This is a genomic window from Pantoea sp. B65, from assembly GCF_047308185.1.
In the GTDB taxonomy this organism is placed as follows: domain Bacteria; phylum Pseudomonadota; class Gammaproteobacteria; order Enterobacterales; family Enterobacteriaceae; genus Erwinia.
Genome location: NZ_JAHXPU010000027.1, coordinates 173788 through 193045 on the forward strand (window position 1 = coordinate 173788; position 19258 = coordinate 193045).

The 19258-nt window shown below is 52.6% G+C and carries 19 protein-coding genes; 13 read left to right on the top strand and 6 right to left on the bottom strand.

Features of this window, described 5'->3' with window-relative positions:
* The first annotated feature begins 98 nt into the window (after window positions 1-98).
* Entirely contained in the window at window positions 99-1304 is a 1206-nt protein-coding gene (locus JWF83_RS13155) for a serine hydrolase (RefSeq protein ID WP_413650676.1), read from the top strand.
* 37 nt (window positions 1305-1341) lie between these two features.
* Here JWF83_RS13155 and JWF83_RS13160 read toward each other — a convergent pair whose 3' ends face one another.
* The 4 genes from JWF83_RS13160 to JWF83_RS13175 all read right to left on the bottom strand — a co-directional run bounded on the left by JWF83_RS13160 (window position 1342) and on the right by JWF83_RS13175 (window position 6546).
* Complete coding sequence (locus JWF83_RS13160; RefSeq protein WP_413650677.1) at window positions 1342-2628, bottom strand: HAAAP family serine/threonine permease; 1287 nt, start codon at window positions 2626-2628, stop codon at window positions 1342-1344.
* 575 nt (window positions 2629-3203) lie between these two features.
* Window positions 3204-3809 carry an undecaprenyl-diphosphate phosphatase gene (ybjG, locus tag JWF83_RS13165; protein ID WP_413650678.1) on the bottom strand — a complete coding sequence of 202 codons (606 nt, stop codon included), beginning with the start codon at window positions 3807-3809 and terminating at the stop codon, window positions 3204-3206.
* A gap of 3 nt (window positions 3810-3812) precedes the next feature.
* Window positions 3813-4547: a phosphatase PAP2 family protein gene (locus JWF83_RS13170; RefSeq protein ID WP_413650679.1), complete on the bottom strand. Its 735-nt coding sequence runs from the start codon at window positions 4545-4547 to the stop codon at window positions 3813-3815.
* Between the two features lie 310 nt (window positions 4548-4857).
* Window positions 4858-6546, bottom strand: coding sequence for an aspartate:alanine antiporter (locus JWF83_RS13175; protein ID WP_413650680.1), 1689 nt, complete (start codon window positions 6544-6546; stop codon window positions 4858-4860).
* A 272-nt stretch (window positions 6547-6818) separates the two neighbouring features.
* Here JWF83_RS13175 and ybjM point away from each other — a divergent pair, with 272 nt between their 5' ends.
* On the top strand, window positions 6819-7193 hold the full coding sequence (ybjM, locus tag JWF83_RS13180) for an inner membrane protein YbjM (RefSeq protein WP_413650681.1): 375 nt from the start codon (window positions 6819-6821) through the stop codon (window positions 7191-7193).
* 61 nt (window positions 7194-7254) lie between these two features.
* Here the strand turns inward: ybjM and JWF83_RS13185 are convergent, their stop codons facing one another.
* Window positions 7255-7518, bottom strand: a complete 264-nt coding sequence (locus JWF83_RS13185) for a GrxA family glutaredoxin (protein ID WP_413650682.1) — start codon at window positions 7516-7518, stop codon at window positions 7255-7257.
* A 236-nt stretch (window positions 7519-7754) separates the two neighbouring features.
* Here JWF83_RS13185 and JWF83_RS13190 point away from each other — a divergent pair, with 236 nt between their 5' ends.
* The 10 genes from JWF83_RS13190 (at window position 7755) to rlmC (ending at window position 16762) form a co-directional block, all read left to right on the top strand.
* Window positions 7755-8045, top strand: coding sequence for a YbjC family protein (locus JWF83_RS13190; RefSeq protein WP_413650683.1), 291 nt, complete (start codon window positions 7755-7757; stop codon window positions 8043-8045).
* Window positions 8029-8751, top strand: a complete 723-nt coding sequence (gene nfsA, locus JWF83_RS13195; RefSeq protein WP_413650684.1) for an oxygen-insensitive NADPH nitroreductase — start codon at window positions 8029-8031, stop codon at window positions 8749-8751. The genes JWF83_RS13190 and nfsA overlap by 17 nt, the downstream gene beginning before the upstream one ends.
* 23 nt (window positions 8752-8774) lie before the next feature.
* The gene (gene rimK, locus JWF83_RS13200) at window positions 8775-9677 is read left to right on the top strand and encodes a 30S ribosomal protein S6--L-glutamate ligase (RefSeq protein ID WP_413650685.1); all 903 of its coding nucleotides are present in this window, start codon (window positions 8775-8777) and stop codon (window positions 9675-9677) included.
* Window positions 9678-9764: 87 nt separating this feature from the next.
* Window positions 9765-10244 (top strand): YbjN domain-containing protein, encoded by a 480-nt coding sequence (locus tag JWF83_RS13205; protein WP_413650686.1) that lies wholly within the window; start codon window positions 9765-9767, stop codon window positions 10242-10244.
* 498 nt (window positions 10245-10742) lie between these two features.
* Window positions 10743-11852 (top strand): spermidine/putrescine ABC transporter substrate-binding protein PotF, encoded by a 1110-nt coding sequence (potF, locus tag JWF83_RS13210; protein ID WP_413650687.1) that lies wholly within the window; start codon window positions 10743-10745, stop codon window positions 11850-11852.
* Window positions 11853-12029: 177 nt separating this feature from the next.
* The gene (gene potG / locus JWF83_RS13215; protein ID WP_413650732.1) at window positions 12030-13163 is read left to right on the top strand and encodes a putrescine ABC transporter ATP-binding subunit PotG; all 1134 of its coding nucleotides are present in this window, start codon (window positions 12030-12032) and stop codon (window positions 13161-13163) included.
* Window positions 13164-13175: 12 nt separating this feature from the next.
* Entirely contained in the window at window positions 13176-14132 is a 957-nt protein-coding gene (gene potH, locus JWF83_RS13220; RefSeq protein ID WP_413650688.1) for a putrescine ABC transporter permease PotH, read from the top strand.
* A complete protein-coding gene (gene potI / locus JWF83_RS13225) occupies window positions 14129-14974 on the top strand; it encodes a putrescine ABC transporter permease PotI (protein ID WP_413650690.1) in 846 nt (281 codons plus the stop codon). The genes potH and potI overlap by 4 nt, the downstream gene beginning before the upstream one ends.
* Window positions 14975-15090: 116 nt before the next feature.
* Complete coding sequence (locus tag JWF83_RS13230) at window positions 15091-15570, top strand: YbjO family protein (RefSeq protein WP_413650691.1); 480 nt, start codon at window positions 15091-15093, stop codon at window positions 15568-15570.
* A gap of 61 nt (window positions 15571-15631) precedes the next feature.
* Window positions 15632-16762, top strand: a complete 1131-nt coding sequence (gene rlmC, locus JWF83_RS13235) for a 23S rRNA (uracil(747)-C(5))-methyltransferase RlmC (protein WP_413650692.1) — start codon at window positions 15632-15634, stop codon at window positions 16760-16762.
* Window positions 16763-16871: 109 nt separating this feature from the next.
* Here rlmC and JWF83_RS13240 read toward each other — a convergent pair whose 3' ends face one another.
* Complete coding sequence (locus JWF83_RS13240) at window positions 16872-17603, bottom strand: arginine ABC transporter substrate-binding protein (RefSeq protein ID WP_413650694.1); 732 nt, start codon at window positions 17601-17603, stop codon at window positions 16872-16874.
* A gap of 876 nt (window positions 17604-18479) precedes the next feature.
* Here JWF83_RS13240 and JWF83_RS13245 point away from each other — a divergent pair.
* The gene (locus tag JWF83_RS13245) at window positions 18480-19220 is read left to right on the top strand and encodes a hypothetical protein (protein WP_413650695.1); all 741 of its coding nucleotides are present in this window, start codon (window positions 18480-18482) and stop codon (window positions 19218-19220) included.
* Window positions 19221-19258 lie beyond the last annotated feature (38 nt).

A 19258-nucleotide genomic window follows, 5' to 3' on the forward strand; every position in this document is an offset into this window, starting at 1 on the left:
GTTTTTTTCTGACCGCTGAAGGGTTAGCGTATTAGGTTAAGTGCTGTTTGATAACGCGTTAAAACCTTTATTTTTTAAATGGATACTCTGGTATTACCATGAATAAAACTCGCCTCTCTGTCAGTGTCCGGGCACTGGCTGCAAGCACCACCCTGTTACTGGTGACGTCTGGTGTTGCCGTCGCCGAACAGGCTCCCGCCGCTCCGCAAATTGACGCCAAAGCATGGATTTTAATGGATTACGCCAGCGGCAAAGTGCTGGCCGAAGCGAAAGCCGATGAGCGCCTCGACCCCGCCAGCCTGACCAAAATGATGGCCAGCTATGTCACCGGCCAGGCGATTAAGTCCGGCAAAATCACCAACGACGATATGGTGACCGTCGGTAAAGATGCCTGGGCCACCGGCAACCCGCTTTTGCAGGGGTCGTCGCTGATGTTCCTTAAGCCTGGTGACCGCATTCCGGTATCTGAGCTGAACAAAGGCATTGTTATCCAGTCCGGCAATGATGCCAGTATTGCCCTGGCGGATTATGTTGCCGGGAGTCAGGACGCGTTTGTCGGCCTGATGAATAACTATGTTAAAGCCCTTGGCCTGCAAAATACCCACTTTAAAACGGTCCATGGTCTCGACTCTGAGGGTCAGTATAGTACCGCGCGTGATATGGCGCTTATCGGCCAGGCATTAATTCGCGATGTACCGGAAGAGTACGCATTGCATAAAGAGAAAGAGTTTACTTTCAATAAAATACGGCAAATTAACCGCAATCGCCTGCTCTGGAGCAGTAACCTTAAGGTCGATGGGATTAAAACCGGTCACACCTCTGGCGCGGGCAATAACCTTGTCGCCTCGGCAACCGACGGGGATATGCGCCTGATTTCGGTGGTACTGGGCGCGGCGACTGATGGGATTCGTTTCCGCGAAAGTGAGAAGTTGCTGACCTGGGGTTTCCGTTTTTATGAAACCGTGACGCCGATTAAGGCGAATACCGCTTTCACTACTCAGCGAATCTGGTTTGGCGATCGTAGCCAGGCCAATCTTGGCGTGGAAAAAGACGCGGCGATCACCATACCGAAAGGGCAGATGAAAAACCTGAAGGCCAGTTTTACCCTCACTGCATCGCAACTTCAGGCGCCACTGAAGAAATATCAACAGGTGGGCACCATTGATTTTCAGCTGGATGGAAAAACCATTGAGCAGCGGCCGCTGGTGGTTCTGGACGATGTGCCGGAAGCGGGCTTCTTTGGCCGCATCTGGGATTTTGTGATGATGAAGATTGATGGGTTGTTTGGAAAATGGTTTTCCTGATGTGCAGGGGAGGCATTGATGCCTCCCGTTGCAAGCATTAAGCAGCCAGATTAAACACAATCCCTGAGATGGCGATCAGACCGACCAGAACGACAAACAGGTTGCTGGCGGCGCCGCTGTATTTGCGCATCGCCGGAACTTTGTTAATGGCATACATTGGCATCAGGAACAGCAGCACGGCAATAATCGGGCCGCCGAGGGTTTCAATCATGCCGAGAATACTTGGGTTCAGACTGGCAACAATCCAGGTGGTGATCAGCATAAACACCGCAGTATAACGATTCAGTTTATGTTCACCGATCTGCTTACCGCGGCTGCGCAGTGATTTCACCACCAGACCATTAAAGCCTTCGCGTGCGCCGAGATAGTGACCAAGGAAGGATTTGGTGATCGCCACGATGGCAATGATCGGCGCCAGCCAGGCCATCATCGGCGTATCAAAGTGGTTAGCCAGATAAGAGAGAATCGAGATATTCTGTGCTTTCGCTTCCGCCAGGTTTGCCGGCGTCAGGCTCAGCACGCAACTGAAGACAAAGAACATCACGGTAATCACCATCATCAGATGGCTGAAGGCCAGAATACGTGAACACTTGCTATCGGCGGCATCACCGTACTCTTCGCGTTTTGCTACCGCAAAGGCAGAAATAATCGGTGAGTGGTTGAAGGAGAACACCATAACCGGGATCGCCAGCCATAGCGTGACTATCAGTCCGTGACCGCTACCTGCCAGGGAAACATGGTCGAAAATTGCACTGCTCCAGTTAGGGATCAACCAGAGAGCCAGCAGCATCAGTACGGCGACAAAGGGAAAGACCAGCAAACTCATGGTCTTTACAATCATCTCTTTACCAAAGCGCACGATAGTCATCAGGCCCGCCAGTAAAATCAGCGCCAGCAGGGCACGCGGTGGCGCCTGCAGATGCAGCTGATGGGTAATAAAACTATCGACGGTGTTGGTGATCGCCACGCTGTAAACCAGCAGGATAGGATAGATCGCCAGGAAATAGAGCAGGGTTATCAGTTTACCGGCGCCGACGCCGAAATGCTCTTCCACCACTTCGGTAATATCCGCGCCAGGCTTGCTGCCGGAGAGTACAAAGCGGCACAGGCCGCGATGGGCGAAAAAGGTCATCGGGAAAGCCAGCAGGGCCATAATCACCAGCGGGATCAGCCCGCCGATGCCGGCATTAATCGGCAGAAACAGCACGCCTGCGCCAATCGCCGTGCCATATAAGCCCAACATCCACATGGTGTCGCTTTTGCGCCACGTCATCACGCTTTGCTGTTTATCATCCGTAAGAACAGCGGTTTGAGACGAATTCATTACCTTCTCCTGTATTGTCCGTAATAAAAAACAATTAATTCATCACCAGCGATTTATCCTGACTGGCTTATGCCGAATTAATCGCCAACAGCTGAAGGGGTTAGCCATAGCTATTTTTTATGGCGCACACTCTACCATCGCAATAAGCAGATAGCAGCGTCAGTTTGTCTTTAGCAGGTGATCAGGATCACAACTGCGCCAATAAATTCAGCGTATTTGACTGGATGAGTGGTTTTATCGTTGGTTTATCTGCTGGATGGTTTTTATTTACTGGTTGTTAATACTGTATTTTATCTGTCCGCTAATAATTATATATCCTCTGTTTTGCTGTTTTTTTATGCGTCATAGGGAATTATTTGATTTAAATCAAAGTATTAATATAAGAGTAACTTATGACGAGAGTAAATAATATCCGGTTTGCGCAACGGTGGATCAATTACTCATCCGCCAATCCGTTTATTGCGCAATAAGTCTGTTAGTTCAAAACGATATTATTTACCCGGGTTGTAATTGGCCGCGGCGGGATTTAATAAGGTGAGGGAAGCGCGGCCCGTATTATTACGGGCCGGCTGAGATTAATCGCGCACCCAGCCTTTGCGGATCGGCAACGCAAACACTAAGCGGTATAGCTGACTGAGCAGCTGCAGTATGCGGGTACCGTAGAACTGCCACGCCATCTGGGAAAACAGGCAGCCCAGCATGCCGACCAGCAGGCCGCCGACCATATCCAGTGGCCAGTGCACACCGAGATAGATCCGTGACCAGGCGATAGCGCTGGCGGTAGCCATTAAAACGGCCCCGGACCAGCGCCGATGCCAGAGAGTAAACGCCAGCGCAAAGGTGAAAATGGTGGTGCCATGGTCGCTTGGATAAGAACAGTCAGGCGCATGTTGCAGGAACTGATGCCCGAAGCCAAGAGTGAACGGACGCGGATGGGGAAACAGCAAGCTGAGACACCAGGCGATAGCCAGCGCATAGAGCAGCGCGATACCGGTTTTCAGCGCCAGTTCGCGTTGCGATCGCAGGCGATCTGTTGGTCCCCATAACCACAGCGCAATAATCAGTAGCGGGACAATAGCGATCAAATCTCGCGCCAGAAAAGTTGCCAGCGAGATCAGCCACGGCGGCGACTCCGGGGTGGCGTTAATCCACAGAAACAGCGTTCGGTTTAGCGTTTCCATTATTCATTTCCTCTTCCTGTTCAGCAGATACGAAACGCATCCGAAAGTTAAAAGTTGTGCCAGCCAGACCCACCACCCGGCCCACAGGTTATGGGACAAAAAGTGCGCGCCGCGCATCACCTGACCAAAGCCCATCAGCAGCCCCAGAACAACGGCAGCGAACCAGCAGCACCACGCCAGTTTCGGACGTTGCGGCCAGAACAGGAAAAACAGCGCCATCAGACTGAAACCGCTGGAGGCATGGCCGCCAGGAAAACAGCGTCCGGGGCCGCTATTCAGCGGTGTATGGCTGAGGAGCGGATAAGACACGGCTTTACCGCCAAACTCCACCAGATCCCAGGGGCACGAATGCGCACTGCTGATTTTTAATACGCCAACCGCCAGCGCGCCGACGCCGATCAGTAATGCCACCAGAATCAGCAATGGCTGGCGCCGGATCACGCCTTTGAACAGCACGACCACACCAATGGCGATCACCAGATACTTCAGCAGGCGATGGTTAATCAAATCCAGCCAGTGGCTATCTTTCCACGGGAACTGTTGAGTGATGGGATCAAACCAGGCGCGCGACAGCGTCATATCGAGGGTTTCGCTGCGCGAGAACCAGAGAAACAACAGCCCGAATAAAACCAGTAAAACTAGCTGGATAGCGTAAAAGCGTTGCGGCAACAGGTAAATGGATTTTGTCCTAATCGACAGTGCTGTTGCGCTTTGGTTTAATTTTGGTGTCGGTTTCATTGCATTTTAATGATGGGGAAACAAGGAATTAAGCATAGTGACGTGGTTCGCTTAAGGAAACATTAAGCGGGAATATTGGTCAAAAAATCGACATGGCGGAAATGTGCTGGCGGCGGTGCCGGTTGCGTAATCGGATGGCGGCCGTCGGAAAGCAATATCAGACTGGCGGAGAGATCTGCCGTTCAGCAATAAAAAAACCCGCTAATCATACGATTAACGGGCTCCACAATTTGGGATTTCAAAGAAAAGCAGTGGCACTAATTAAGACTCTGCCCCTGAGTAAAAGTTCTACACAATTTATAATTATTTTCTAACTACCTAAAATCGGCCAGATAATGACGATCAGGGTCCCCGCCAGGGTCAGTAAAACATTAGCAATGGCATAGGTTCCGGCATAACCCAACGCCGGAATATTGCTGCGTGCGGTATCACTGATGATCTCCATGGCAGGTGCGCAGGTGCGGGCGCCCATAATCGCGCCAAACAGCAGGGCGCGGTTCATCCGCAATACCCAGGCGCCAAACAGGAAGCAGATCACCACCGGCACCAGACTCACCGCCAGGCCTGCGACCAGCATCTGCCAGCCGGCGCTGCCCAGACCGTGGGTAATGCCGCTGCCGGCGCTCAGCCCGACGCCAGCCATAAATACCATCAGGCCAAATTCCTTCACCATGGTCAGTGCCCCCTGGGGGATGTAGCCAAAGGTTGGATGGTTAGCGCGTAAAAAGCCGAGCATAATACCGGCGAACAGCAGACCTGCCGCATTACCGATACCAAAACTAAAGGTACTGAACTGGAAGGTGATCATGCCGATCATCAAACCAATAATAAAGAAGGAGCAGAACGCCAGCAGGTCGGTGAGCTGACTGTGAATCGAAATAAAGCCAATGCGGTCGGCGACGGTTTTTACCCGCCGGGCTTCACCGCTCACCTGCAACACATCACCTTTATTCAGCATAATGCTGTCGTCGATCGGCATCTCAATCTGGCTGCGGATCACCCGGTTCAGGAAGCAGCCATGGTCGGTGAGTTTTAACTGACTGAGGCGTTTGTTAACCGCATTATTATTTTTGACCACGATCTCTTCGGTGACAATGCGCATATCCAGCAGGTCGCGGTCGAACACCTCTTTGCCATTGCGGAAACTGGTATCAAGGCGTGAGTGTGCATCCGGGTAGCCGACCAGCGAGATCTCGTCGCCGGGCTGCAATACCGCATCACCGTCCGGGCTGGCGAGAATACCATTGCGGCGGATACGCTCAATATAGCAACCGGTTTGGCGGTAAATGCCCAGCTCGCGCAGATTCTTGCCGCCAGCCCAGGCGACCAGTTCCGGCCCGACACGATAGGCACGGATCACCGGCAGGTAGACCTTGCGCATGCTGTCGGTATCGAGACCGCGCTCACGCGCAATCTGTTGCGCGCAGGTGGGGAGATCCTGGTGCTGTAGCTTCGGCAGATAGCGTGCGCCGAAGATCAGGCTGACCAGCCCCACCAGGTAGGTGAGGGCGTAGCCAAGGCTAAGGTTGTCCTGCATTCTGCTCAGGGCCTGTGCGTCGCCGATGGTTTGCCGCAGGGTGTCGCCTGCGCCCACCAATACCGGTGTCGAGGTCATCGAGCCGGCCAGCATCCCGGCGGTCAAGCCGATATCCCAGCCCAGCAGTTTGCCAAGGCCGAGTGCCGTGCACATGGCGCTGACCACCATCACCACCGCCAGCATCAGATAATTTTTACCGTCGCGGAAAAAGATGGAAAAAAAGTTTGGCCCGGCCTCAACGCCGACGCAAAAAATAAATAGCATAAAGCCGAGATTAAGCGCCTCGGTATTTATTGCGAAGTGCTGTTGTCCGAGTAGCAACGAGACCACTAAAACGCCAATGGAATTACCCAGTTGTACAGAACCTAAGCGTAATTTGCCTAAGCACAGGCCCAATGCTAATACTACAAATAATAACAGGATGTAATTCCCGCTTAACAATTCTGCGACGTTTATGTTCACGGCTTAACTTCTTGTTTACCAGCAACTTGTTGATAGAAATAGATTTATGCGCTAACGTTTATCTGACTGATAACCGAACAGCAACGCTGTTTAGCGTCCGGTTTTAAGTTTCTGCAAGGATAAATTAAAGCGGGAATATTTTAGTCATATATTTATTGTTCAGCCAGTAAAAACAGCGTGTTTTTGTATTTTCTGCTTTACCTTTTTTATTGAATTAACAGGGCAGTTAATTTAATGGCAGTCTACTGAACTGAATCAACTGAGGACAAGCTATGCTACTACAAGGCGTCCGGGTACCGGGCGTGATAACTTGTATGATGCTTTTCTGTGCGGTGTTTATCATCGTGCGGTTCGGCATCACCATTGATCGCCCCGGAGAACCCAGGGTACAACCCGGCTTGTTGTTGTTTATTATTCCTGGCGTACTGGCCGGACTGACCGCGCGTGAGGCGCCGCTGGTGGTTGCGCTTGGCGGCGCGCTGCTGGCGATCCCGATCTGTCTGCTGCTGTCATTTAGCCATTTTGTGGTCGATTCGGGCTTCTGGCAGGAACTGGCGTGGTATGCCAGCGCGTTATTCTGGTGTGGTTCCGGCGCGCTGGTGATCATGCTGTGGCGGGCGATGTTTGGTACCCGACCACATTCCTGAACCGCCAGCGGCATAAAAAAACCGGGTATCGCTACCCGGTTTTTTTTGTTTTACGCCAGTGTTACTGGAACAGATTCAGATGTTCTTTGGCATAAGCTTCGAAATCGGTGCAGCCACCAATATGTTTTTGATCAAGGAAAATCTGCGGTACGGTTTCCACCGGTTTACCGACGGTTTTTTCCAGATCGGCTTTGGTGATGCCTTCTGCATGGATATCAATATAGCGGAAGTTAAAATCTTCACGCTCTGCGGTCAGTTTCTCAGCCAGCTCTTTTGCGCGCACACAGTAAGGGCAGCCCGGACGGCCAAAAATCACTGCAAACATAGATAGCTCCTCAAAGGTTAGATTCTGTTCTGTGATTACAATCACAGTTTATCGCTTAATGCATTTATGATGCCCGCTTCGTTTGCTGAAAGGAAGAAGGAATTGCCTGTTAATCTGATTTGTCCAGGCTATGCAGAAGTCGCTTGATTAGGCTTTAATATGTCAGCTGTCAGGCGGTTATATATTACTGCCCCATCAACAGGGGGCGTCAATCGCAGCCGTTTAAGGAGATTAATATGCGCGCATTCGCCCGACTGCCCAAAACAGTGCTGGTACTGGAAGCGCTGGGGATTGTGCTGCTGGTGCTGGCGATGCTGTCGGTAAACCAGTGGCTGACGTTGCCTGACGGGTTGAGCGGCAAGTGGGCCGCCACGCTGATGTTTTTTGCCGGTGTCCTGCTGATGCTGCCTGCTGCCGCCACCCTGATGTGGCGCACCGCGCAGGCGCTGGCACCGCAGTTACTCGGTACCCGAAAAACTGCTAATCCATCCACCAAGACCGGAGATTCTGATGACGCCGACCATTGATTTATTGCGTTCGCATCGCTCGATTCGTGCCTTTAGCGAACAGCCGATTACCGACGCACAACGCGCGGCGATTATTGCCGCTGCGCAGTCGGCCTCGACCTCAAGTTTTTTGCAGTGCTCGTCGATTATTCGTATTACTGAACCTGAGCTGCGCCAGCAGCTGGTTGAGCTGAGTGGCGGACAGCAGTATGTCGCGCAGGCGGCGGAGTTTTGGGTATTCTGCGCCGACTTTAATCGCCATCTGCAGATTTGCCCTGATGCGCAGCTGGGGCTGGCGGAACAGCTGCTGCTGGGCTGTATCGATACCGCCCTGATGGGACAAAACGCGATGGTCGCCGCCGAATCCTTAGGGCTCGGCGGGGTGTTTATTGGCGGTATTCGTAACAATATTGCCGCGGTCAGCAAACTGCTGGCGGTGCCGCAGCATGTACTGCCACTGTTTGGCATGTGCCTTGGCTGGCCGGATCAGCAACCGGATGTTAAACCGCGCATGCCAGCCAGCATGCTGGTGCATGAAAACCGTTATCAGCCAATTGATGCCACGGTACTGGACGCATATGACCAGCAACTGCTTGACTACTATCAGCAGCGTGACAGTCATCGCCGCACCGATAGCTGGAGTGCGCATATTCAGCGCACCATTATTAAAGAAAACCGCCCGTTTATTCTGGATTTCCTGCATCAGCAGGGCTGGGCGACACGCTAAATCTGCTTCTGTGAGGCTAGCTGGTGAAAATAGCGATTCTATCCCGTGACGGGAATCTCTACTCCTGTAAACGGCTGCGCGAAGCGGCGCAGGGGCGGGGACATCAGGTTGAGATTATTGACCCGCTCTCCTGTTATATGAATATCAACCCGGCGTCGGCGGCGCTGCACTATCGTGGCCGCCCGCTCGGCCACTTTGACGCGGTGATCCCGCGCATTGGTCCGGCCACTACCTTTTACGGCATGGCGGTATTGCGTCAGTTTGAAATGTGCGGCAGCTATCCGCTCAATGAGTCGGTGGCGATTACCCGTGCGCGCGACAAATTACGTTCCCTGCAGTTGCTGGCGCGACAGGGCATTGATATGCCGGTTACCGGCTTTGCCCATTCGCCGGATGATACCCGGGATTTAATCGATATGGTGGGCGGCGCGCCACTGGTGGTTAAACTGGTAGAAGGGACGCAGGGAATTGGCGTGGTACTGGCGGAAACCCGCCAGGCGGCGGAAAGTGTTATTGACGCCTTTCGCGGCCTGAACGCGCACATTCTGGTGCAGGAGTATATCAAGGAAGCGCAAGGTTGCGACATCCGCTGTCTGGTGATTGGTGAGCAGGTGGTGGGAGCAATCGAGCGTCAGGCGAAGGAGGGGGATTTCCGCTCGAACCTGCATCGTGGCGGCACTGCCCGCCGCGTGGAGATCAGCGAACGGGAACGGCAAATCGCGGTGAAAGCCGCGACTACCCTTGGGCTGGATGTGGCCGGGGTCGATATTTTGCGCGCCGCCCGCGGGCCGTTAGTGATGGAAGTGAACGCCTCACCCGGCCTCGAAGGGGTGGAAAATATTACCGGGCTGGATATCGCCGGCCTGATGATCCAGTGGGTTGAATGCCATGCACAGCCTGGCTTCAGTCTGAAAACCGGTGGTTAAGTGCCATATTTTACTTATCAGCATAGTGTTCGCGGCACTTTTTCCGTAAGCTGTGCGCTCTTCAATTGCAGCATGAGGCAGTAGGTTATGGATTCACTCGTCGTTCCAGATATTGACGTGTTACGACGTTGGCTGGATCAGCAAAGTATCACCTGGTTTGAGTGCGATGCCTGCCAGGCACTTCATCTGCCGCATATGCAAAATTTTGACGGCGTTTTCGATGCTAAGCTCGATCTGGTCGATGACGTCATTCTGTTTTCCGCGCTGGCGGAAGTGAAGCCAACCGCGCTGATCCCGCTGGTGGGCGATCTGTCGCAGATTAATGCCAGTTCGCTGACGGTTAAAGCTTTCCTCGATATTCAGGATGATAATCTGCCGAAACTGATTGTCTGCCAGTCGATGACCATCACCGCCGGACTGACCATGGGGCAGTTTTCGCACTTTATGAAGCAGAGCGAAGAGCAGATTTCGATGGTGATCCTCGAAGCCTTTGCCAATAATTTACTGGTGGTTGGCGAAGACGACGATCGCACCGCGATTATCACCCGGCAGACAATGTTGCACTAAAGCTGTTCACTTCTGACTAAATGCCGCTTTTTGCGGCATTTTTTGTTTTTATCTCACCACTTTTTATTCTGCATTTTGCCCTTAATTGCCAGATATTTCGCGTCGCTTATGCCGCATATGGCGTATCACATAGAAGAAACATGCATAAAAAATCGATAAAAGGCGTTTTTTACGCTGAGGGCTGGCCTGTATCTGTCTGTGGGGCTATTCTTGCGGGGCTGCATATTGCGTGCAACGTCAAAGCAGGTAGATACCCGCCATACTTCAGGCTGCAGGTGCATCGGCGTTAAAGGCGGCATTTATGGTTTCCGCTAATCGGCGCCTTGGCGGTGTCCGGCAACGTGAATTATTCAGGGCATAGGTTTTTTCTATTAAACACCAGATGAATATTGATTCATTGTGGGCCTGCGTTTTTACACTTTATGATCAGAGAAGCGCGCTTCGCCAATCGCTTGTTCTGCATAGTTGTGATTGACCCTGTTCAGGAGGAAGGAAAACATGTTCAACCAACGTAAAAAATGGTTGTCAGCCGTGGTTGCTGGGGTGCTGATGGCGGTATCCGCTGGCACGATGGCAGAACAAAAGACGCTGCACGTATATAACTGGTCAGATTATATCGCTCCGGATACCGTCGCTAATTTCGAAAAGCAGACCGGTATCAAAGTGGTATATGACGTATTTGACTCCAATGAAGTGCTGGAAGGGAAACTGATGGCCGGTAGTACCGGTTATGATGTGGTTGTGCCTTCCTCCAGCTTCCTGGCGCGTCAGCTGCAATCCGGCGTATTTCAGCCGCTGGATAAGAGTAAGCTGCCAAACTACAAAAACCTCGATCCTGATCTGATGAAAAAATTAGAGCAGCACGATCCGGGCAATAAATATGCAATTCCGTATCTGTGGGCCACCACCGGTATCGGTTATAACGTGGAAAAAGTGAAAGCGGCGCTGGGTAAAGATGCCCCGGTCGACAGCTGGGATTTGGTGCTGAAACCTGAGAATCTGGCAAAACTGAAAAGTTGCGGCGTCTCTTTCCTCGACGCGCCGGAAGAGATTTTCGCTACCGTGCTGAATTATCTGGGTAAAGATCCTAACAGCAGCGATGCGAAAGATTACTCCGGGGCGGCAACCGACCTACTGCTGAAACTGCGTCCGAGTATCCGTTATTTCCACTCGTCGCAGTACATTAACGATCTGGCTAACGGCAACACCTGTGTGGCTATCGGCTGGGCAGGGGATATTCTGCAGGCAAAAGACCGCGCAGTTGAAGCCAAAAACGGCGTTGATATTGGCTACAGCATTCCTAAAGAGGGCGCGCTGGCGTTCTTCGATATGCTGGCTATTCCGAAAGACGCGAAAAATGTTGATGAAGCCTATCAGTTCATCAATTACCTGATGGAGCCGCAAGTGATCGCCGAGATCTCCAACAAGATGTTTTACGCCAGCGGCAATAAAGCCTCCGTACCATTGGTGAATGCCGATATTCGTAATAATCCGGGCATCTATCCAACCGATGCGGCAATGGCCAAACTGTTTATTCTGAAAGTGCAGGATCCGAAACTTGACCGTGTACGTACCCGTGCATGGACTAAAGTTAAAAGTGGTAAATAACGCCTGATCGCGGCGCCAGAAATGGCTCCGCCGGGTGTTGCAGATACCCCGTTGTACGGGCGGTATTGATGCCGCCCGCCTGATGGATAAAAAACAACAGAGGTTCTGTACTGGCCTCTGTTGTGTCATTTAACGGCCTGGCCGTTTATTCCCGCTTCGCACCGGAGAGTAATGTTAGTGAACGACGCGATCCCTCGTCCGCAAAATAAAACCGCAAAGGCGTTAACGCCGCTGCTGGAAATCCGCAATCTGACCAAATCATTTGATGGTCAGCACGCCGTTGATGATGTCAGCCTGACCATCTACAAAGGGGAGATTTTTGCCCTGCTGGGTCCATCCGGCTGCGGTAAGTCGACATTACTGCGTATGCTGGCTGGTTTTGAGCCGCCGACTCAGGGGACGATTTGGCTCGACGGACAAGATTTGTCGCATGTGCCGCCTTATCAGCGCCCGATTAATATGATGTTTCAGTCCTATGCCCTGTTTCCCCATATGACGGTGGAGCAGAATATTGCCTTTGGGCTGAAGCAGGACAAACTGGCCAAAGCGGAGATTAGCAGCCGGGTTGAGGAGATGCTGGCGCTGGTGCATATGCAGGAGTATGCCAAACGTAAGCCCCACCAGCTCTCTGGCGGTCAGCGTCAGCGTGTGGCGCTGGCGCGCAGTCTGGCCAAGCGGCCTAAGCTACTGCTGCTGGATGAACCTATGGGGGCGCTGGATAAGAAACTGCGTGACCGCATGCAGCTGGAAGTGGTCGATATTCTTGAGCGCGTCGGCGCGACCTGCGTGATGGTGACCCATGACCAGGAAGAGGCGATGACCATGGCCGGGCGTATTGCGATTATGAATCGCGGTAAGTTCGAACAGATTGGCGAGCCGGAAGAGATTTATGAGCATCCAACCAGCCGCTACAGCGCAGAATTTATCGGCTCGGTAAATGTGTTTGAGGGCCTGCTGCGCGACCGCCAGGAAGACGGGCTGGTGATTGACAGTCCGGGACTGGTTAATCCGCTGAAAGTCGACTCTGACGCCTCGGTAATGGATAACGTGCCGGTATTTATTGCGCTGCGTCCGGAAAAAGTGATGCTGTGCGATCAGCCGCCGGCCGATGGCTGTAACTTTGCCGTCGGTGAAGTGGAGCATATTGCCTATCTTGGCGACCTGTCGATTTATCATGTGCGCTTGCGTAGCGGCCAGATGATCTCCGCCCAGTTACAGAATGCCCACCGCTTCCGCAAAGGTGCGCCGACCTGGGGTGATGAAGTACATCTCTGTTGGGATACCGACAGCTGTGTGGTACTGACGGTCTGAGTTGAGGGATGTATGAGCCAATATAGCGAACGTACCACTGAACCACCGGCAGAGACGGCAACCCCCGGGGTGTCCGCACGACTGCTGCAGAAACATGGCCGCAAACTGGTGATCGCGCTGCCTTATTTGTGGCTGATCCTGCTGTTTATGTTGCCATTCTTAATTGTTCTGAAGATCAGTTTCGCCGAGGTCGCTCGCGCGATCCCGCCCTATACCGACCTGATGAGCTGGGCTGACGATCAGTTCAGCCTGGTGTTGAATCTGGCTAACTATTTTCAGCTGACCGAAGATCCGCTCTATTTCGATGCCTATATGCAGTCGCTGAAACTGGCGGCGGTGTCGACCATTATCTGTCTGCTGATCGGCTATCCACTGGCATGGGCGGTAGCGCAAAGTAAACCATCGGTGCGAAATATCCTGCTGTTGCTGGTTATTTTACCCTCCTGGACGTCATTCCTGGTGCGGGTCTATGCGCTGATGGGGCTACTGAACAACAACGGCATTCTTAACCGTTTTCTGCTGTGGCTGGGGGTGATCGATCATCCGCTGGTGATCCTCTACACCAATATTTCAGTGTATATCGGCATTATCTACTGCTACCTGCCGTTTATGGTGCTGCCAATCTATACCGCCCTGACGCGTATCGATTATTCACTGGTGGAAGCCTCGCTGGATCTCGGCGCCGGACCGTTAAAAACCTTCTTTAAAGTGATTGTGCCGCTGACCAAAGGCGGAATTATTGCCGGGTCGATGCTGGTGTTTATTCCGGCAGTGGGGGAATACGTGATCCCGGAACTGCTGGGAGGCCCGGATAGCATTATGATTGGCCGCATTATCTGGCAGGAGTTCTTTAATAACCGTGACTGGCCGGTGGCGTCGGCGCTGGCGGTGATTATTCTGTTGATCCTGATCCTGCCGATTATCTGGTTCCATAAGCATCAGAATAAAGAGATGGGAGACAAGGCATGAATAATCTTCCTGCGGTGCGTTCGCCGTGGCGAACCGCGATTCTGGTGATCTGCTTCAGCCTGCTATACGCGCCGATGCTGTTGCTGGTGGTCTATTCGTTTAACAGTTCACAGCTGGTCACGGTGTGGGAAAGCTTTTCGTTCCACTGGTATCGGGTGCTGTTTCAGGATGACGCGATGATCAGCGCCGTAACCCTCAGCCTGACAATTGCCGCCCTGGCCGCCACCGCTGCCGTGGTGCTGGGCACCATCGCGGCGGTAGTGATTGTGCGCTTTGGCCGTTTTCGTGGTTCTACCGGCTTTGCCTTTATGCTGACGGCGCCGCTGGTGATGCCGGATGTTATCACCGGTCTGTCCCTGTTGCTGCTGTTTGTCGCCATGGGGCACGCTATCGGCTGGCCGAGCGATCGCGGTATGCTCACCATCTGGCTGGCGCATGTCACCTTCTGTACCGCGTATGTGGCCGTGGTGATTAACTCGCGCCTGCGTGAGCTGGATCGCTCGATCGAAGAGGCGGCGATGGACCTCGGCGCGACGCCGTTAAAGGTGTTCTTTGTGATTACCGTACCGATGATCGCCCCGGCGATTGTGACCGGCTGGCTGCTGGCCTTTACCCTGTCGCTTGATGACCTGGTGATCGCCAGTTTTGTTACCGGCCCGGGCGCCACCACCTTGCCAATGCAGATTTTCGCCACGGTACGTCGTGGAGTGAACCCGGAAATCAACGCGCTGGCTTCACTGATCCTGTTTGTGGTCGGGATTGTCGGTTTTATCGCCTGGCGCTTTATGGCCCATGAAGAAAAACAGCGGGTGCGCGATATTCAGAAAGCAAGACGTGGCTGAAAAGGCAATATTTTGTCACTATAATGATCGTCACAAGGGGTGACCCTTAAGGAGCGGCTTTTCGGCCGCTCTTGTTGATCATTGGCCCAATACTCTGGGCCTGCAGGAGAGAGTGGATGTCGGATGTATTCAGAGCGGGAAAAGGTATGATGAAACCGCGCTCCGCGACTCCAGTACCGGTATTGATTGCCGGCAGTGCGATTATCGCTACACGTATCCTTAACGTGTTATTGCTGGTCAATGAACTGGGTTATGAGGAAATTGCGGATTTCGTTCACCGTAGTGCCCAGGCCTGGGATTCAACCCTGATCTTTATTGCCAGCCAGTTGATCTTTTTTATTGAACTGCGCTGCGCCATCGTGCTGATGCGCGGCAGTAACCGCGGACGCTGGGGTTACGCCATTACGCAGCTGATAGTGATACTGTATATGCTGGTGGCTTCACTTGGCTGGGTCTATCCCGAAATCTTCAGTATTAGCGGTGAAAGCAATGGTGAAATCATTCATGACCTGCTTCAGCAAAAAATCCCGGATCTGCTGGTACTGATCCTGTTGTTTATGCCTGCCAGTAGCCGGAAGTTTTTTCGCAAGGATTAGCCCGCAGTGCTACAATCCCCGGCCGCATTCTGGCGTTTATCACTACTACACAGGCTTTATCATGCACTGCGCGCTTTATGAGGCGGATCGTTGTCGTTCCTGCCAGTGGCTGGAAAAATCGTACCCGCAACAACTCTCTGCGAAACAGGCCCATCTCGAACAGCTACTGGCTGAGCGGACGGTGGCGCAATGGCGTCAGCCGGTGACCTCGGCCCTGCAGGGGTTTCGCAATAAAGCCAAAATGGTGGTCAGCGGCAGTGTTGAACGTCCACTGTTAGGCATGCTGCACCGCGACGGCTCGCCGGTCGATCTCACCGCCTGTCCGCTCTATCCGTCATCGTTTGACGCGGTTTTCGCCCGGCTGAAACCCTTTATCGCCCGCGCGGGCCTGACGCCGTATAACGTCGCGCGTAAGCGCGGCGAGCTGAAATATATCCTGCTGACGGAAAGTACCCAACAGGGCGCACTGATGCTGCGTTTTGTGCTGCGTTCGCACAGCAAACTGGCGCAGCTGAAAGCCGCATTGCCGTGGCTGCTGCAGCAGTTACCGCAGCTTAGCGTGATATCGGCCAATATTCAGCCGGTGCATATGGCGATCCTCGAAGGCGATGAAGAGATCGCATTAAGCGATAATCAGCTGCTGGCGGAACGGTTAAATCATGTGCCGCTGTTTATACGCCCGCAAAGTTTCTTTCAGACTAACCCACAGGTCGCCGCTGCGCTGTATGCCAGCGCCCGCGCCTGGGTGGCGGAACTGGCGGTCACGCAGATGTGGGATCTGTTCTGCGGCGTCGGGGGATTTGGCCTGCATTGCGCTACGCCAGAGATGACCTTAACCGGGATTGAGATCAGTGCCGGGGCTATCGCCTGCGCCCGTCGTTCGGCAGCTATTATGGGGCTGGATAAAGTGCAGTTTGCCGCGCTGGATTCAACGCAGTTTGCTACTGCCAACGGCGTGGTGCCGGAACTGGTGCTGGTGAATCCGCCGCGCCGGGGTATTGGTGCGGAACTTTGCGACTATTTAAGCCGTATGGCGCCGCAATCTATCCTCTATTCGAGCTGTAATGCGCAGACCATGGCCAGCGATATTGCACGTCTGCCCAATTATCAAATCGAGCGGGTGCAGCTGTTTGATATGTTCCCGCATACCGCCCATTACGAAGTGCTGACGCTGCTAAAGAGAACGCGGTAAAGGGCAGGTCAGACAGTGTTGGCGCTTACGGTATCCCGGAGCATTTGCAGAACATCACCCAGGTAAGCGTTACCCCTGTCTGACCCGCCAGATTGGGCGGGCAGGGTAGTTATTGCGGGAACCAGTGGTCGCTGATTTTCTGGTAAGTGCCATCAGCTTTAATCGCCGTCAGCGCGCCATTCAGTTTCTCCAGCAGTGCGCTATTATCCGGACGCACTGCAATACCTAATCCACTGCCAAAGTATTGCGCATCAGTGATATGTTCGCCAACTGTCGCCAGACTCGGATTGTTTTTCAGCCACTCATTGACCACGGCGGTATCGCCAAATACCCCATCGAGACGACCATTTTTCAGATCGAGAATCGCATTCTGATAGCTGTCATAGGCCACCGCGGTGACTTCGTGATGCTTATCCTGCAGGTATTTCTGATGGGTGGTGCCGTTTTCCATCCCGACGCGTTTCCCCTTCAGATCGTCAATGTTGCTGAATCTGCCTTTTTGCGCAATCACTACTGCGGAGTTGGCATAATAAGGCTGCGTAAAGCTGACCTGCTTGCTGCGCTCGGGAGTGATGTCCATCCCGGAAATTACCGCGTCGTAGCGGCGAAATTTCAGCGCCGGGATCAGACTGTCGAACGGGTTATTGCTAAAGCTGCACTCGGCCTGCATCTGCTTACACAGGGCTTTGGCGAGGTCAATATCAAAACCGACGATTTGGTTGTTACTATCCAGGGATTCAAATGGCGGATAGGTGGCGGAAGAGGCAAAACGAATTTTCTCCGCTGCGCTGGCGCTGAAAGCGACACTGGCAAGCAGAGCGGTCAGTAACAATTTTTTCATCGGTCAAGCTCCTGTTTCTCTTTATCATTATGCTGCCCTCTGGCGAGAAATAAGATGCCACTAAATGCATTAATATGCAATATTTGTGTATATATAATTAAAAAATGGCGATTTTTGCCCGTTTTTAGCCACTTTCATGCTGAAGTCTGGCGGCAGGGAACTACGAAAACAGCGAAAATAAGACGCTTTTCTACAACATAATTATCGTCTGCCGCCTGCGCCGACAGGATCTGCATGCGACAGGCATCAGGTTGTGCGGCGATGGTTATTATATTTTACTGTCGGTAGCGGACACGGAAGGCTCAACCGGGAAGAAGTCAGTGGAGCGGGGCAATATCATCAACAGAAGGAACTGTTATGCGTGAAATTGATGCTAATCATCGTCCGGGGCCGGCTATCTCCGCTCATGTCAACAATCCCGCGGGCGATCAATTTCCCCACAATGCGTTGCAGCAGGTGTCTAATACTTCGCTATCACTGGTGACGCCCGCTTTACCGCCGCTTCAGCAGCCAGAAAACCTCTTCTTATCATTACCTGGTCAGCCGCGGCGCGAGTTAAATCTCTGCAGCAATGCTAACGCTGTCGCATCTGCGCCACCCCATGTAATCAGGCCGTTACAGGATCAAAATGGTGATACTGTCGGCATCATCAGCGGTAATAAATTTGTGCCGGATGATGGCCGCCCGGCGCAGACCATTGCGCTGGAGGTTTTTTTTCAGCGGCAAAGCGCCGTAGCTGAGCAAACTCGTGAAAATGCGGACCACAGGTCAGTCAATGCGGCCAGCGAAATCATGCACACCATCAGGGCCGATCAGCCGGTGGTCAGTGACATTATTACGCTGCCCCTGCGGCTGTCTGAGCAGGATAAAGCGCTGGTGAACCGCTGCGTTGAGCAATATGCCCGTTCAACCAGCGCCGATAGCAGTTATGCCGTGCACTATTATGCTGTGGGCAGCCGGGATAAAGATGTCACTCAGATAGTGATCAAGGTATTCGATAAGGCGTTTCGCCCCATGGTTCTGGCAAAGGGGGATACGCTTAAGTACCGTTGGAACCTCACGCTAAGACTGCTGAAGTGGTTAAAAGAGGCGGAAGAGCAAGGAAAAAATGTCCACGGCCAGGCCATGGAAAATGTCAGGTATTTAAACCCGGACGCTATCGAGTTGAATGCCGCCAGCGGCGAAATTAAGCTGGGGTTAAAATGGCATCTGCTTAATTTTCTGGGCGCGAATAATCATGAAATTGATAAATATCTGCAGCAGACATTTACCCGTTATAATTATCTGGCACCGGAAGTCTCTGCGGAAGTTATTTCTGATGCCCCTGCCCATCGTAGTGAAAAAGCTGCGATATTTAGCACATGTATGCTAATAAATAAAATTATAAAGTTTTCTTATATAATTAACAGCATCGGGACCTCAGAGGCCAGACAGGCAGATATAGCCAATGCGAAGGCAATGAACTTCGGCAAAAATGCACGCGCTACCGCCGCAGAACTTTTTACCGCATTTAATCAGCTTGATCCCGATATGCGGCAGCAAATTGAACTGGAAGAAAATGGGATGGACTCTGAGTTACTGAAGATTTTTCGGGAAACCTTGCTGAAAGATAATTGATGGTTGTGCAGGAAATAAATAACAGTGAAGGATGGTCA